Annotated in this window: 15 protein-coding genes; 6 read left to right on the top strand and 9 right to left on the bottom strand. The window is 65.3% G+C overall.

Annotated features, from left to right (window positions below; all coding sequences use genetic code 11):
* Positions 1-20 precede the first annotated feature (20 nt).
* On the bottom strand, positions 21-1,424 hold the full coding sequence (locus tag QH276_RS07010) for a DUF1254 domain-containing protein (protein ID WP_280402425.1): 1,404 nt from the start codon (positions 1,422-1,424) through the stop codon (positions 21-23).
* 149 nt (positions 1,425-1,573) lie between these two features.
* Between QH276_RS07010 and QH276_RS07015 the strand changes: the two genes are divergently transcribed.
* Positions 1,574-2,575: an ABC transporter substrate-binding protein gene (locus QH276_RS07015; protein ID WP_280402456.1), complete on the top strand. Its 1,002-nt coding sequence runs from the start codon at positions 1,574-1,576 to the stop codon at positions 2,573-2,575.
* 24 nt (positions 2,576-2,599) lie between these two features.
* Here the strand turns inward: QH276_RS07015 and QH276_RS07020 are convergent, their stop codons facing one another.
* Both QH276_RS07020 and QH276_RS07025 read right to left on the bottom strand, forming a co-directional pair.
* A complete protein-coding gene (locus tag QH276_RS07020) occupies positions 2,600-3,004 on the bottom strand; it encodes a DUF202 domain-containing protein (RefSeq protein ID WP_280402426.1) in 405 nt (134 codons plus the stop codon).
* Complete coding sequence (locus QH276_RS07025) at positions 3,001-3,381, bottom strand: YidH family protein (RefSeq protein ID WP_280402427.1); 381 nt, start codon at positions 3,379-3,381, stop codon at positions 3,001-3,003. Before QH276_RS07025 ends, QH276_RS07020 begins: the two co-directional genes overlap by 4 nt.
* Before the next feature lie 96 nt (positions 3,382-3,477).
* On the opposite strand from QH276_RS07025, the gene QH276_RS07030 reads away from it, so the two are divergent.
* Positions 3,478-4,815, top strand: coding sequence for a DUF1214 domain-containing protein (locus QH276_RS07030; protein ID WP_280402428.1), 1,338 nt, complete (start codon positions 3,478-3,480; stop codon positions 4,813-4,815).
* Positions 4,816-4,884: 69 nt separating this feature from the next.
* On the opposite strand, the gene QH276_RS07035 is transcribed toward QH276_RS07030, so the two are convergent.
* The 4 genes from QH276_RS07035 to QH276_RS07050 form a co-directional block, all read right to left on the bottom strand.
* Positions 4,885-5,793: a DAPG hydrolase family protein gene (locus QH276_RS07035; protein WP_280402429.1), complete on the bottom strand. Its 909-nt coding sequence runs from the start codon at positions 5,791-5,793 to the stop codon at positions 4,885-4,887.
* 98 nt (positions 5,794-5,891) lie between these two features.
* Complete coding sequence (locus QH276_RS07040; protein ID WP_280402430.1) at positions 5,892-6,362, bottom strand: RDD family protein; 471 nt, start codon at positions 6,360-6,362, stop codon at positions 5,892-5,894.
* Between the two features lie 215 nt (positions 6,363-6,577).
* Positions 6,578-7,042, bottom strand: a complete 465-nt coding sequence (locus QH276_RS07045) for a DUF1579 family protein (protein ID WP_280402431.1) — start codon at positions 7,040-7,042, stop codon at positions 6,578-6,580.
* A gap of 447 nt (positions 7,043-7,489) precedes the next feature.
* On the bottom strand, positions 7,490-8,146 hold the full coding sequence (locus QH276_RS07050; protein WP_280402432.1) for a hypothetical protein: 657 nt from the start codon (positions 8,144-8,146) through the stop codon (positions 7,490-7,492).
* Positions 8,147-8,436: 290 nt separating this feature from the next.
* On the opposite strand from QH276_RS07050, the gene QH276_RS07055 reads away from it, so the two are divergent.
* From QH276_RS07055 to QH276_RS07065, 3 genes are all read left to right on the top strand, one after another.
* Complete coding sequence (locus tag QH276_RS07055; RefSeq protein ID WP_280402433.1) at positions 8,437-9,330, top strand: helix-turn-helix domain-containing protein; 894 nt, start codon at positions 8,437-8,439, stop codon at positions 9,328-9,330.
* The gene (locus tag QH276_RS07060; RefSeq protein ID WP_280402434.1) at positions 9,327-9,518 is read left to right on the top strand and encodes a DUF397 domain-containing protein; all 192 of its coding nucleotides are present in this window, start codon (positions 9,327-9,329) and stop codon (positions 9,516-9,518) included. The genes QH276_RS07055 and QH276_RS07060 overlap by 4 nt, the downstream gene beginning before the upstream one ends.
* A 532-nt stretch (positions 9,519-10,050) precedes the next feature.
* On the top strand, positions 10,051-11,169 hold the full coding sequence (locus QH276_RS07065; protein WP_280402435.1) for a hypothetical protein: 1,119 nt from the start codon (positions 10,051-10,053) through the stop codon (positions 11,167-11,169).
* 50 nt (positions 11,170-11,219) lie between these two features.
* On the opposite strand, the gene QH276_RS07070 is transcribed toward QH276_RS07065, so the two are convergent.
* Positions 11,220-11,429 (bottom strand): hypothetical protein, encoded by a 210-nt coding sequence (locus QH276_RS07070; RefSeq protein ID WP_280402436.1) that lies wholly within the window; start codon positions 11,427-11,429, stop codon positions 11,220-11,222.
* 239 nt (positions 11,430-11,668) lie between these two features.
* Entirely contained in the window at positions 11,669-12,175 is a 507-nt protein-coding gene (locus QH276_RS07075; RefSeq protein ID WP_280402437.1) for a hypothetical protein, read from the bottom strand.
* Positions 12,176-12,969: 794 nt separating this feature from the next.
* Here QH276_RS07075 and QH276_RS07080 point away from each other — a divergent pair.
* On the top strand, positions 12,970-13,863 hold the full coding sequence (locus QH276_RS07080) for a class I SAM-dependent methyltransferase (RefSeq protein ID WP_280402438.1): 894 nt from the start codon (positions 12,970-12,972) through the stop codon (positions 13,861-13,863).
* Position 13,864: the final 1 nt, after the last annotated feature.

Below are 13,864 nucleotides of genomic sequence, written 5' to 3' on the forward strand. Positions count from 1 at the left end.
AGAATGTAACGACGGCCTGCTCACTTCGAATCCGTCCGCAGAACCGGCGGCGGCCTCCACCCTCCGGTCGTGGCGGCTGCCGTGGGCTGGTACATCCGTAGAACCAGGAAGAATCGGTAGGGCGGGCACGGCAACCAGGTGCTCGAGTCCGTAGGCGGTGTGGTGCTCACTGTGATCACTGTCGGGCCGCCGAAACGGGCCGGGTGTTCGGGGCCGGCGCCGCTCCCGACCGAATACCGGGCGCCCGGTGCGTCGTAGAGCCGGCCGGTTTCGGCTTCGTAGAGAGTGATACTCCAGAACGCCTCGGCGGGCGGCGGGTCGGCGAGGTCGATGCGGTAGGCGCGGTCGCCGGCTCCCGTGAGTGGCTCGCCGGTGGCGTCGACGTAGGTGTTGTAGGAACAATTCTCCTCGACGACGTTCGCGGCGAGCCCGACGAAATTCATTACAGCGCGTGCCAGGAAGTTGTCGCCGTGGGCGCCTTTGTCGAGGACTTGTGTCCAGCCGGTGCCGATGGGTTCGCCGAGAAGTGGCCGCGATTGTGCCAGCAGTGCCAGCGCGTCGTGAAAGCCCGTTTGCATACCCCGGCGGCTCGGTTCGTCCAGTTCGCCGGGGTTTCGGTCGGCGGCGCGGAGGCCGAGCGCGCGGAACTGTCTGACGTACGCCGCGTCGCGGAGGGGAGTGCCGTTGATCTGCAGTGAGGTGTCCAGGGCGCTGAAGAAGGCTTCGGGCGAGGTTTCCACTTGAGCCTGATCCAACACGGGCCATGGTCTGTGGCGGTCGTCTTCGTGGTGGATGCGGACAGCGTCCTGGAGCCGGTGGACATCGGTGAGGTCTTGGGGCCCGAACACTTGGATACGCATCAGGATCCACATGAGCGGAGTGGCGACGCGAAAGAGCGTGCAGCCCGGTGGTACCGAGCCCGACCAGTCGGTTGTGGCGATCAGGAAGCGGTGGTGTCCCGGGTGGGTGCGGGCGCTGATATTGCTTGCGTTGCTGTAGGCATCGAGGAAGTTCAGGGTGTAGTAGCGGTTGCCGAATTCGGGGAGTTCGAGCAGCGCGGGCCCGTGGGTGAGATCGAGCCAGGCGTTGGAGTACAAAGTGTCGACGTTGGGCACGCGGAACGCCCGATAGTCCGGGCCGGCCGGCTCTCGGCTGTGGGCGAACTCGTTCAATCTCCAGAGGTCGTCGGCGCCACTGGGTGCGCACTGGGCACACATGCTCGCGTACTGGTACACGCTGGGCAATCCGTAGACCACCGCCTGCAGGGACAGCATGCGCGTCAGCAGTTCCCGGGCACCGGGGTCGTTCGGGAGGATATCGGGCCGCGGTGAGGCGGTCAGTTGTTCTGCCGAACCGAGCTCATACGTCCGCAGACCGATTGCCGCAGAAGATGACGGCTCGTTGTCGTACCGGCCGCTGTGCATCGGCGCCACCCTTCTCGCTGTCGATCGTCACCGTGCGTCGCATGGACTACGGAACGTGATTGACACCACTCTGCCATATCTGCTGAACTGATGTCAGTTCGACTTCAGAGAGTGAGACAGTGGTGGCGAGATTCAGACGACGGCTGGCAATGATCATCGGCGCCGCGCTCCTCGCGGCGGGATGCGGTGGTGGTGGCACGACCTCTTCGGTCGAGGGCAGCTGGGAGGATGTGGTTGCCGCGGCGCGCGAGGAGGGGTCGGTGTTGCTGTATTCGAGCCAGAACCCGGCGATCCTGGAAAGCCTGAAAAAGGCGTGGAACGAGAAGTATCCGGAAATCACCCTGGAATTCGTGCGCGGAACGGATGCCGATTTGATCCCGCGTGTGGAAACCGAGAACCGGACCGGCCGCGGCACCGCGGACGTCCACATCGTCACCGATGCCTCGTGGATCGCGACCGCCGCCGAGTCCGGCAGCTATTCGCAGGCGTTGCGCGGCCCCAATCGTGAACGGCCGGAATATCAACCCGACCGCAGCGTGAAGAATGACCGCTTCTTCCTGGATGTGGCCGCCACATTCAGCTTGGGATGGAATACCGATGCGGTGCCCGGCGGGTTCGCCGATCCCCGCGAAATGCTGGATCCAAAATACGCCGGCAAGATCGGCGTGGTGAACCCGGCCGGGATCGCCTCCTACATCGATCTCTACGACTACTACCGGGAGAACTTCGGCGACGATTTCGTCGACCGCCTCGCGGCAATGCAACCACGTATCTATCCCAGCGCCTTGGGGGTTGCGCAGGCTCTGACCTCCGGCGAGGTGGTTGCCTCGCCCACGGTGCAGCCGCTGGTTCAGGAAAAAGCCAAGGGAGCGCCGGTGGACTGGGTCCTGCCAGAGCCGTCGTGGGGTGTGCCTTTCTACGGACATATCACCGCGACCGCCCCGCATCCGAACGCGGCTCAGGTCCTCGCGGATTTCATGGTCGGCCCGGAAGCGCAGGCCGCGCAGGCGATCGGCGTAGCCACCGCGCTGCCCGGTATTCCCGGCGCCACCGCCGACGCACACGACGTTCGCATACCCGACCCCTCGAAGCTGACCGCGGAATACGTGGACCGCTCCTCGACAGAATGGCAGCAGCTCTTCCAGGGTTGATGAATGCGGGGCCGCCGGCCGCGGTCAGCCGGCTTCGCCGGTCGGCCACCGTGCGGCCGCGCCACTGCACAACACCAGCAGACAGAGAATTCCGAACAGCGTGACGAGCAGCGCCGGCACGAGCCCGCGCAGACCGGTCGGCGAACTCGAATACACCACTTCGTGCTCGTTCTCGGCCAACGAGTGACCGGCCGCCCCGCCCGACACACCGCTCAGCATCGCCAGCAGCGTGGGCGCGGTGGCCGCGAGGAACAGGACGGCGATGAATCCCTGGTCTCCTTCGGCCGCCACCCGGGCAGCCGCCAATTCGAACACCAACAGCGAACATCCGGTGCGCCGCCACGCCAGGGCGGTCCGTTCCAGTTGCAGCCCTCCGTCGGTGAGCGTGACAGCACCCTGCGACCCGCGCGGACGGCGCCACCTGATCACAGCAGGATCGCCCCCAGCACCAGGCCACTCGCGAGGGCGAGGACCACAGCCAACGGTCCGGCCATACTCGGCGCCGGCAACGGTGCACCCTCACGCAAACTCCGTTCGGCCCGAGCCCAACTCACCCAGGCGGCAACCGGTAGCACGATCGAACAGACGATCAGCAGAGTCGAAGCCAGCACGCTGGGACCGGAACCTCCACCGACTTCGAAAACCTGCAGTGCCACCCCGGCCGCCAGTAACGCCACCGAGGTGCGTATCCAGGCCAGGTAGGTGCGCTCGTTCGCCAGACTGAACCGGGCGTCCGGCTCGGTGCCGCGACCGTAGACCCGCAGGGGAAATCGCCGCCGGACCTTGTACCGCGCATCGGCCACCACGGGCATCTCCTCTCACCGACCCAGCACGACCGAAGTTTCGGCCCGTTGCTCACCGTCGAGTCTAATTGAAGTCAGTTCACTAGAATGGGATGGCCTATGAACAGCCGGAAACTGCACCTTGAACCGGACGTCGTGGCACGACGATCCGCGGACCTGCACATCTGGGGCTATCCCTACGTTTTCGCACAGCGCCTGCGATTTCGCTTCACGCTGCCACTCACCCCGGATGCTCCGCGGCCGGATACCTCGGCGGGTGCGGCGGTGAACTGTCTCGGCCATCAGCGGAGGCTCTCGGATCCGACGCTGACGAGCGGCGTCGCCCCAAATGTGGACACGCTCTACTCGCTGGCGTTCCTGGATCTCGCCTGCGGCACCTTCCGGCTCCGGCTCCCCGATTTCGCGGACCGGTACTACAGCATCCAGATCGGTGAGGCCGATTCCTCCACTGCCGCGGTTGTCGGACAACGTACGCACGGCCCACAACCGCCGGAGATCATGGTGCACCACCGCAGTCGTCCGGTGTCCGAGGCGGATTGCGTCGCTAAGATCGGGTGCCGGTCACGATTTGTGATGGTGGCGATCCGAATACTCGTCGACCCCTGCCGCAGCAACGATCTACGCGTAGTCCACGAGTTGCAGAATCGCATCGAACTCAGCGGACCGAGCACGCCTGCGGCCGCACCACCTCCTCACCTCGTGGAACGCCAACGGCAGGACGAAACCCAGGACACCGCCGCGTTCCTGGATTCGCTGAGCGCGGTACTCGCCGATACGGAGCCGGCCGAGGTGCCGGATTGGGTCACGGACGCAGTCGGCACCGTGCGTATCGCCCTGAATGATCCGGCACTACGACGTTCGGCCGATCTGGGTCTACAGGAAGGACTCCGGGCAATCGAACGACACGTCGCCCAACTCGGCCGCACAGTGAACGGATGGTCGATCAACGACCGCGGCACCGACTTCGATGGCGACCACCTGCTGCGCGCCGCGGTAGCCCACTCGCAGATCTACATCAACCCCGCCGAAGAAGCGCTCTACCCGGTATGTGAACGAGACGACCGCGGCAGACCATTGACCGGAACCCACGGCTACACCGTCCGGTTCGGACGCGGGAACCACCCACCCGTCGACCAGTTCTGGTCACTGACGGTCTACCACGCGGAAGGCCTGCTCTACGACAACGCGATCGACCGCTACGCGATCACCGATCGCACCCCTGGACTGCACCTGGGGGTCGACGGCTCCCTCACCATCCACCTGCAAACACAGCGGCCCACGCAGCCGGATGCCAATTGGCTACCGTGCCCACCGGGTCGTTTCCGGCTGATGCTGCGCCTCTACGGCCCGAGGAATCCGACGTGGGATCCCCCTCCGGTGAGGCAGTTAGGCCGGGCCGAATCCACCTGTGGTCATAGAAACATCCCGCAGCAGTAGATTGTCCGAGCGCATCGAAGGCAACTGTGCTCTGTCTGCGTCGGTCGAGTGCGACGGCTTGTTCCGCGATTACTGCCCGAATTCGGCGTAGAGTTCGGGAAGGAATTGGGCCAAATGGTTCATTTCCTGACCGCAGTGCAGCATCAGATCGCGTGCGGTATCGAGATTCGGAAGTAGATCGCCGGGGTCGGCGGCGGGCCCGCGCTCGAAGGCGCGGACGGCGTGCTCCGAGTCGAAGACGTGAGTACCGTACTCGCGCAGGTAGAATCTGCTGCGCATTTCGGAACCGCCGGGCGCGGGCCGTACCTGGTGGGCGAGCCATCCCAGATCGATCGGGGCGATGGCGCTGCCGACCCGCCCCACGATCACAGTGTGCCCGTCGGGCACGGTGAATCCGAGAGTGCGTGGATCGTGGAAAGCGATGGCGAGCTGCTGCAATTTCGGGCCGATGTATTCATCGACGTAGGAGACGTTCCCCATATAGCGTTGCCGATCCGGTAGCTGCCGGCCGCTGTGGTCGGTGGCGACCTCGGCGTACAGGTGGGCGTCCGGATGCCACAGTTTATAGCGCGCCGATTCCGCCAGGTGCCAGCCGAACCACCAATCCCACATTGCTGCGGTCACCCGCGGCATCGGTGTGTGTATCGCGACCCACACAACTCCGGAATCAGTGCAGCCGTATCCGGTTTCGACTGCCGAGTAGCCGGGAGATCCGAGTTCACCGGCCAGGGACGTGAATGGCGGGATCCGGGCGGCGGGAGTCGGTGGCCCGGCGTAGGCACGGGTGACGGCAGCCTGTGGGGGCGCCGTACGCTCGGCCATGAACCTGGCGTAGGGCTCGGCACGGTCGGCGGGGGAATAGCCTGCGTAGCGGCTGTTGTCCTGGGCATACGCGGACACCGGAACCGTCATCGCGGCAGCGAGCCCGGCAGCGAGAGTCAGGGCGCCGCGCCGGGTCACCGGCGATGGTATCGACACCTGGTGAGGCTATCGGGCGGAGCGACGCGTCGGCGCCGGTGCCCGCCCCCGATTTTGCACAATCTTTTCGCCCGTACACCGTCCCCTGTCACAGGCAATCATTCGTCGACAACCTGGGTGCCGCCCGCGGCGCGGTCGTGCCAGCCCTGTTTGGTCGGGCTGGAGCTCACGGTGAAGGCGATTGCGAGGGCGGCGATGAACCAGAGGAGGCCGCCGATCCAGGGGATCAGGTTGAGGAGCATGTAGGCGTTGCGGACGGCCGAGTCCTTGAGGCTGGGTTTGGGGGCGCCGTCGGAGCCGTTGACGTGGAGGCCGAGGAGTTTCTTGCCGGGGGTCGATCCGGAGGAGACCTCGAAGGCGATGAAGTAGAGCCAGCCGAAGGCGGCGCCGGGGAGGATGGAGACCCAGTCGGGGAGATCGGCTACCACGCCCAGAAGCCAGAAGAAGATGGCGCCGATGATGCCGGCGATGATCCAGTCGACGAATCTGGCTACAGCGCGTTTGCCCAGGCCGGCGGGCCTGAAGCCGGTTGTGGGGCTGTAGGCCGGGTCGAATCCACCTGTGGTCATCATGCCTCCTGGCGAATGCTGTGCGGCTCGTTTGCCGAGCAGGTACTGATCGCGGCATCTCGATCTTCGAGCATGGCATGGGGGTAGATGGGCATGGGAGCATCGACACCGATTCGTGTCCATGCTGAGCTGCATATTCAATATGGAATCGGTGCTGGATGTGCCCGCCGCAACGCCGAGTAGGTCGGATCGCCATCGGACAGCGGGCGACTCCATCAAAGACCGAATCCCGCGTCAGGCCGCGGGGCGAAGCTCATTCGCATCCATGGGATCCATCGGCCGGTGTCGAGCTCGCGTTCCCAGAGCGCCGACATCGACGAGTGGTCGGCGGCGGGCCACAGGGTGCTGCGCATTGCCGGGCCGGCGAACAACCACGATCCGTCGGCGTGGGGGTGGGCGGTCATGGCGCTGAAGTCGCCCGACGCGTCGAAGGCTCGCATGGCGTACGTATCGGTCCGGGGGTCGTGGTCGCCGATGAGTTCCAAGGCCTGGGTGCGCTGCTCCCCCATCATCACGTCGACGTGGTGTACGAGCCAGTGGCCGCCGGCCATCCACTCGTATTCATCGGAGCCGTGGACTTCGATGGTGGGGCGGCCTTGTTCATCGAGGACCACGCCGGTGGTTCGCCAACGGCCGACGACCGGGTTCCACCGCTGCATGGCATCCGAGGTTCCGGGCATTTACGCTTCTCCGTTCGATCATGACGCTCGAGCCGCCCGCTATTTGTGCGGTAGGCCGGAAATGCAGACGAATCCAGGTGCGCCGATTCATCGGCACATCACCGCACAGGGCTCCGGTGTCGCAGATACCGACGGAATGAATCAAAAGGTCACTCCGCCCCCCGAATGATCGCACCGAAGTCTATGCCCCGGCCGGACAAAGAAACGTGCGCCGGCGACCAGCGTGCGTCAGCAGGCCAGGTATAGCCGTTCGCACGGAAGGCGGGGGTAGACCGGAAGGGGATCCGGGAAGGATGGCGGCGCTATGGGTGCCGTGGTGGGTGGTCCACTCCTGAAGGAAGAGGTGGGCGGCGGCTGGGTCTACCCGGTAGTCGAGCCGGAGGCCGTGCAGGAAGACGGAGAGGTGGAGGTCCGGGCTGGGTTCCGGATCTCGGCTTGTCGGCATGGTTATGCCTGGGTGAGGCCGGTGAGCAGGCGATGGAGGAGTGCGATCGGCGGGCCTGCGCTCGTGGTGGCCGGTTCGGCCGGCGGGTAATGAAGTCCACGGGCGGCGGCTCGTTCGCGGGGGCTGCGGGTGGCGGGTACGAGTCGGCCGGTTTCGGTGAGGACGGTGAAGGCGGCGGCTTTGTGCGGGCAGTCCAAGGGGTTACAAGCACGGTGGGACTGCATGATTCGATGCGCATCGGTGATGCGCAGCCGGGTGTCGGGTTCGCTGTGCCAGAGCTCGGGCAACCAGACCGGTTCCTGTATCGGCTCACCGGTGTTCGTGCCGGCCTTCATCCAGAGCTGTTCCGGACAAACAGCGAGCAGATCGCAGGTGTCGCAGACACGGCCGGGATGGTTTTCGAGATGGGCGAGGTCGGGGACGATCAGAGTCGTCGCTCCGGTCGCGCGGACGAGATCGAGCACGTGACCGATGAGGTCGGGTACGGAGTCGGGGCCGAGTCGCACCGTGTAGATCAGCGTGAGGCCCTGGCGACGCGCCAGACGGCGCATGGCGTCGGTGTGGCGGGGCTGGTGATCGAGGGAAACATCGGTTCGGAGGTAGCCGATCGCGCGAGAACGATGCGCGTGCCATTTCTCGCAATTCGGACCTATCGTCATTTATTCGAACCCTTTCGGAATAGCGGGCTGGGCCCGTTAACCGGGCACGAGTGTTACTGCCGGTGGCACGGTGGGCCGAAATCCGGCAGTGTTCTCACGGTTTGCGATGAAAGCAATTGCGCTCGGCAGTAATCCGAGCTTCCGGTCAGCGGGTGGCTATAGTAGACATCGAAAGTTGCTCGCTGAGAAGCCCATTCGAACCGATTCACGGATATCGTCGGCGGTCCAGTATGGGTAGGTCCAGAAAACATAGGTCCGTTCTGGACCGCGACGAGATAGCGAGGGTGGGCATGGCTATTGGATCGACACTTCCGCGGCGCGCATTGGGGCGGCGATTGCGGGAGCTGCGGTTCGAATCGAAGAAGAGTCAGTTGGCCGCGGGGCTGGCCATCGAGGTGTCCAAGCAGGGCATCGGGCGCCTGGAGGAGGGGCAGCCGGTTCGGATCAGTACCGCGCAGTTCCGGGATCTGCTGGACTTCTACGGGGCCGATGACGAGGTACGCGACGAGGTTCTGGGCCTGCTCCAAGAAGTAAAGGCAGCGAAGGGAGATCCGTCACGAGGATGGTGGCGTGCGTACTCCGATGTGGTGAATCCCCACTTCGATCACTTCATGAGCCTCGAACAGGCGTGTTCCCGAATGACTGCCTTCCAGCTGACTTTATTGCCCGGACTGTTGCAGACCGCGGAATATCGCCGGTGGCTGGTCCTGACAGAAAACCCAGGGATATCGCAGGTGGACATCGATCGACGGCTGGAGCTGATGGCGAGGAGGCAGCGCAGAATCACCGACAGCCGCGGGTTTGCGGTAGATGTCCTGCTGTCGGAAGCAGTGTTGCGGCATCAGGTGGGCGGACGACAGGTAATGGAGGGTCAGATCCGGCGCCTGGTCGACCTGGGAAGGCTTCCGAACGTATCAATCCGGATGATCCCATTCGGCGTCGGCGGACACCCCGGGTTGATCGTTCAGTCGTTTACCTTGTTCGAGTTCCCTGCCCTGCGCGAGGGTCGTGCACCCGAACCGCCAGTAGTCTTCGTAGAAGGTTTCACAGGCGCACTGTTCATGGAGGATCCGAGCTCAATCGAACGCCACAAGCAGGCTTCCGTCGATCTTCACGGGGTAGCGTTGAGCGCAGACGACAGTGAGCGTCTCATGCAGGAGATCGCAGAGGAGTATGCCGCGTGACCAGGGACCTGACCGGCGCAAGTTGGTTCAAGAGCAGCTACAGCCAGCCCAGCGGAGATTGCGTGGAAGTCGCGCACCACGACGACGTAGTCGGTGTTCGTGACTCGAAGAACGTGTCCGGTCCCGCACTCGTTTTCGCGGCGCGTGAATGGGATGCGTTCATTCGCCGGGTTGCCGCAGACAACTGAGGCCGCCGGAGCTCCGGCCCACCGACACCTGTCCTACGATCGGGCATCACACCGCCACCGCGGCCGTGTGCCGCGCACCAGCGACCTTCGGCAACCCGACCGCACCGACCGCGGTCGGAATCGCCGAGGGACGTCCCGTTCGCGTGGATGGCCGCGACGCGGCGCGGGGGAATCCGGCCCGGTTCCGGGTCGGTGGTTCCGGCGGATCTCGTTGCGCGACATATCGCCCGGCTGGGGCCGCCGGATGAAACCGCTGGTTCTTGCCCGCCAGAAGTTGCCTGACACCGGCATTCCCGATACGGATCGCGCGACCTCCGGCGCTGTTCGACCTCACTGCGTGGAACGAGGGCGGGCCGAGGGAGGGCGTGGCAGGTATTCTGGTGCCGTGCGTTGGCAGCAGCGATTTCGTCGCCCCCGGCCGGGATACGGCCGCGGGGTCTTCGACGTGCGCCGATAGCACCGGGTCTCCGCAGGCACGGCCGGGGGAATTCCCTTCCTTCGCCGAACCTGCAACCCTTTCGGAGACCTTCTCATGTCGTATGCCGGCTATCTGACTTCCGACCAGCTTTCCCGCGCGCTGAATATCCGGGATCTGACCGACCCTGCGCAAGGCGGGCATGCAATGCAAATGCTTCTCGACGCGACAGTGACCGCGTTACGAACCGAGTGGGGCAGCACCGTTCGTTATGTGCGCAATTCGCCGATAGTGCCGGTGCGGGAGAATTACGACCGCCTCGGCTACGACCGGGGCGATATCACCCGGGCCCGTCGCTACACCCGCTACCTCAGTCCAACGGTGATGCTGCGCAGTCATACGAGCGCGGAGGTTCCGGGCGCGCTCGAGGACTACGCGGGCCGGGCGGATGTCGACGAATTGATCGTGGTGCCCGGTCTTGTATACCGGCGCGATGCGGTGGACCGCAGCCACGTCGGCGAACCGCACCAGGTGGATCTCTGGCGCATTCGCAGCACCGCGACGACCGACGACACCGATATGCTCACGATGATCGGACTTCTGGTCGACGCGGTACTCCCGGGTGCCGAGTGGAAAGCGACCGAAGTCGTGCACCCGTACACGGTGGGCGGACGTCAGATCGACGTGCTCCACCACGGCGAATGGCTGGAACTCGCGGAGTGCGGGCGCATTCATCCCGATGTGCTGCGTGGATCGGGCCTGGACCCGCGGCGGTGGTCGGGCCTGGCCTTGGGTATGGGCTTGGAGCGCGCGTTGATGCTCCGGAAGTCCATCCCCGACATCCGGTACCTGCGAGCCGAAGACCCCCGCATCGCGTCGCAAATGCTCACCCTGGCGCCGTGGCAGCATGTCTCACCGCTTCCGGCGACGCGACGCGATATCTCCGTGGTTCTGGCGGAAGAGGAGGACGAGGAGACGCTCGGCGATCGCATTCGCACCGCCCTCGGGGACGATGCGGACGTGGTCGAATCGGTCGAGGTACTCGGCCGGACCCCGCACGACGACCTGCCGCAGGCCGCACGTTCGCGCCTCGGAATCCGTGCGGGTCAGGTGAATCTGCTGTTGCGAATCGTTCTGCGCCCCATCGACCGCACGCTCACCTCGGAACAGGCCAACGCGATCCGCAACACCATCTACCGGGCCGTACACGAAGGACCGGTCGCGGAGCTGATCTGATCACCACCGGCCGGGTGGAGACCCTCGTTGCCTGTGCAACGAACAGCTGGTCAGCCCAGGACGACCGCGAGCACGGCCAGTAGCAGGCCCGCGGCGATCAATGACCAGTACCCGATCGTCCATGCTCGCGCGACCGACAGCCCGGGACGCTGCTGGGGCTCGTATCCGGCGGCGCCTCGGTGATAGATGGTGTGCGGCGAGGCGTAGTGGAACAAGACGGGTCCGCGCGTGGTGTCCACGTCCAGACTCGCCTTACCCACTCGCCAGAACGTGTACTGCGACCACAATTGGGCCTGGCACCGGCCGGGCGGGAGAAGGATCCGGTTATGGCCTTTCGAGAGGGGGAGGCCGAAGCCCGGGCCGGCCAGTGGGGAAACCAGTGGCGATCGGACAACCGGCGGCCGGCAGACACCGAATCGCTCTGAGGAGCGCCGCCTCGGTCCGCGGCGCGTGGGTGCGGAGGGTCCCCGCACGACCGCACCCGCGCGCGGAACCCGGCTCAGGCCGCGAGTACGATTCCCGCTCCGGGGATCACCGCGGTGGATTGCGGCGGAGCCTGGTATTGCTCGCGGTGGTGCGTCGCCGTGACCAGTACGGGGCCCGCGCCGGTCACCACCGATGCGCTGGTGGGCAGCGCGGCGGCGTACATCTGGTCACCGGAGGCACCGGTTCTGTTCCAGTGCCGCAGATCGACGCTGCCCGCGGCGCCGGTGCTCAGATTGCGCCAGTGCACCGTGATCCAGCGGTAGTTGTATTGATAGTGGTACGGCGCCGGAGCCGGCACCGAGAAGGTGACCGTCCCCGGATGTTCACCTGTCGTCCCCACCACCGAGATCGTTTGTAGAACTCCGCCGGGAACGGCTCCGGGGCCGATTTCCGGGCCGGTCACCACCGGGATCGGCAAAGGGGTCACGGCCGGGGCCGCGGTGGCCTCCCCCACCGCGGAACCCAGTGTCAACGGAACGATGAGTGCGGCGATCAGCACGGTCCTGCGCATACGAGACATACGATCCCTTCCTTCGATCAACAGTTCCCCTTGTGCAGCGGATCCACGCGACAGGACCTGGAGGTCCGCGCGCGGCGGCGCGACACCAACCGCTCCCGCATGCGTGCTGAACATTATCCGAGCAGGCTCGCGCCGACCCCGAAAACGCCTGACCGGACAACGTTTCAGATCAGAACCGGCGGCACACGAGGATACGGTGTCCGACTCCGCTCCCACTGCGAACATTCGCGGGTCCGCCCCTTCGATGCTGTCGTAACAGAAGCCGTAGCCGCCGATATCGATGGCAGGAATTTCGCATGGCCCGACGGCCGGCCACCGAGTGGGCCTGGTCGACCCGGTCCATGTTCGACAACACGATGTGACAGCGAAGATCTGACGATACCCGCTCTCCTGCAAGGTGTTTGGGACACAAGCATCTGGACGGGCCACACGGCACGCACGTAGAATCGAACACGGCGCCGACCCGATCCGTTCCCTCCCCCAGTCGAGAGATCTTCTGCCGTACCGGCAAGTCCCACCCCACTGTTCCCTCGGAACTCCGGTGATCAGCACACGTTCCGGAATTACGCACCTCGGTACGCACGGACATCGCACGAACGGGTCCGCGCACCGGCCCCGGGGTCACCGGACCGCGGAAAGTAACCCGTACGGACCGCTTCTCGCGTCCTGTACCCATCGATCCCCCGCGGCCCGGACCTCGGCCGGCGATTCCCGAGCTCATCGATCGACCGGCCCTCCCGGTCGGCAGGCCCTGCCGGAGGCCACCGGCACACAAAGAGACTTCGGAGGTCTTGATGACATCGAATACCGGCGCACACCAGGGCGCCTCGGCAGACGCGGTCGAACATCACTACGACATCGGGACCGACTTCTACCGGCTGTGGCTCGACTCGGACCTGACCTACTCGTGCGCCCTGTGGGCCGACGGCGACGACCTCGATCGCGCGCAGCAGCGCAAACTCGACTACCTGATCGAACAGGCCGGACTCACCGGCCCGGAGCGGATCCTCGATATCGGCTGCGGCTGGGGCAGCCTGATGCGGGCGATCACCGCCCGGCATCCACAGACACGGGTCACCGGGCTGACGCTCAGTCGCGACCAGTACCGCCATATCCACGCCCAGGCCTGGGACCGCATCGATGTGCGGCTGGAACATTGGCAGGATCATCGGCCCGACGCCCCCTACGACGCCCTCTTCTGCATCGGAGCGCTCGAGCATTTCGTGCGGTTCGGCCTGTCGCGCCGCGAACGCACCGCCACCTACCGGTCTTTCTTCACCTACTGCCACTCTGTATTACGTCCCGGCGGCGGCTTGGTGGTCCAGACGATCGGCAAAGGCAACCGTCCGCTCGACCAGAACTCGATCACCGATGTGCAGTTCCTGGCCGACGAGATCTTCCCGGAATCGGATCCACCGCGGCTCGCCGAACTCGCCCACGCATCGGAGAAGCTGTTCGAAATCCGCTCGGTGGTCAACGACCGCCACGACTACGCGACCACCTGCGCGGAATGGCTACAGCGGCTCCGGGCCCGGCGCACCGAGGCGGAGAAGCTGGCCGGAACACGGGTCGTCGAGGCCTACGAACGGTATCTGGAGGCGTCCATCCGGCAGTTCGAACGGCAGCACCTGGTGCTGTATCGCATCGCGCTGCGCACAGTGGACGGTACCGAGGCGGGGTCCGAATAGA

This window comes from Nocardia carnea (assembly GCF_029869215.1).
In the GTDB taxonomy this organism is placed as follows: domain Bacteria; phylum Actinomycetota; class Actinomycetes; order Mycobacteriales; family Mycobacteriaceae; genus Nocardia; species Nocardia carnea_B.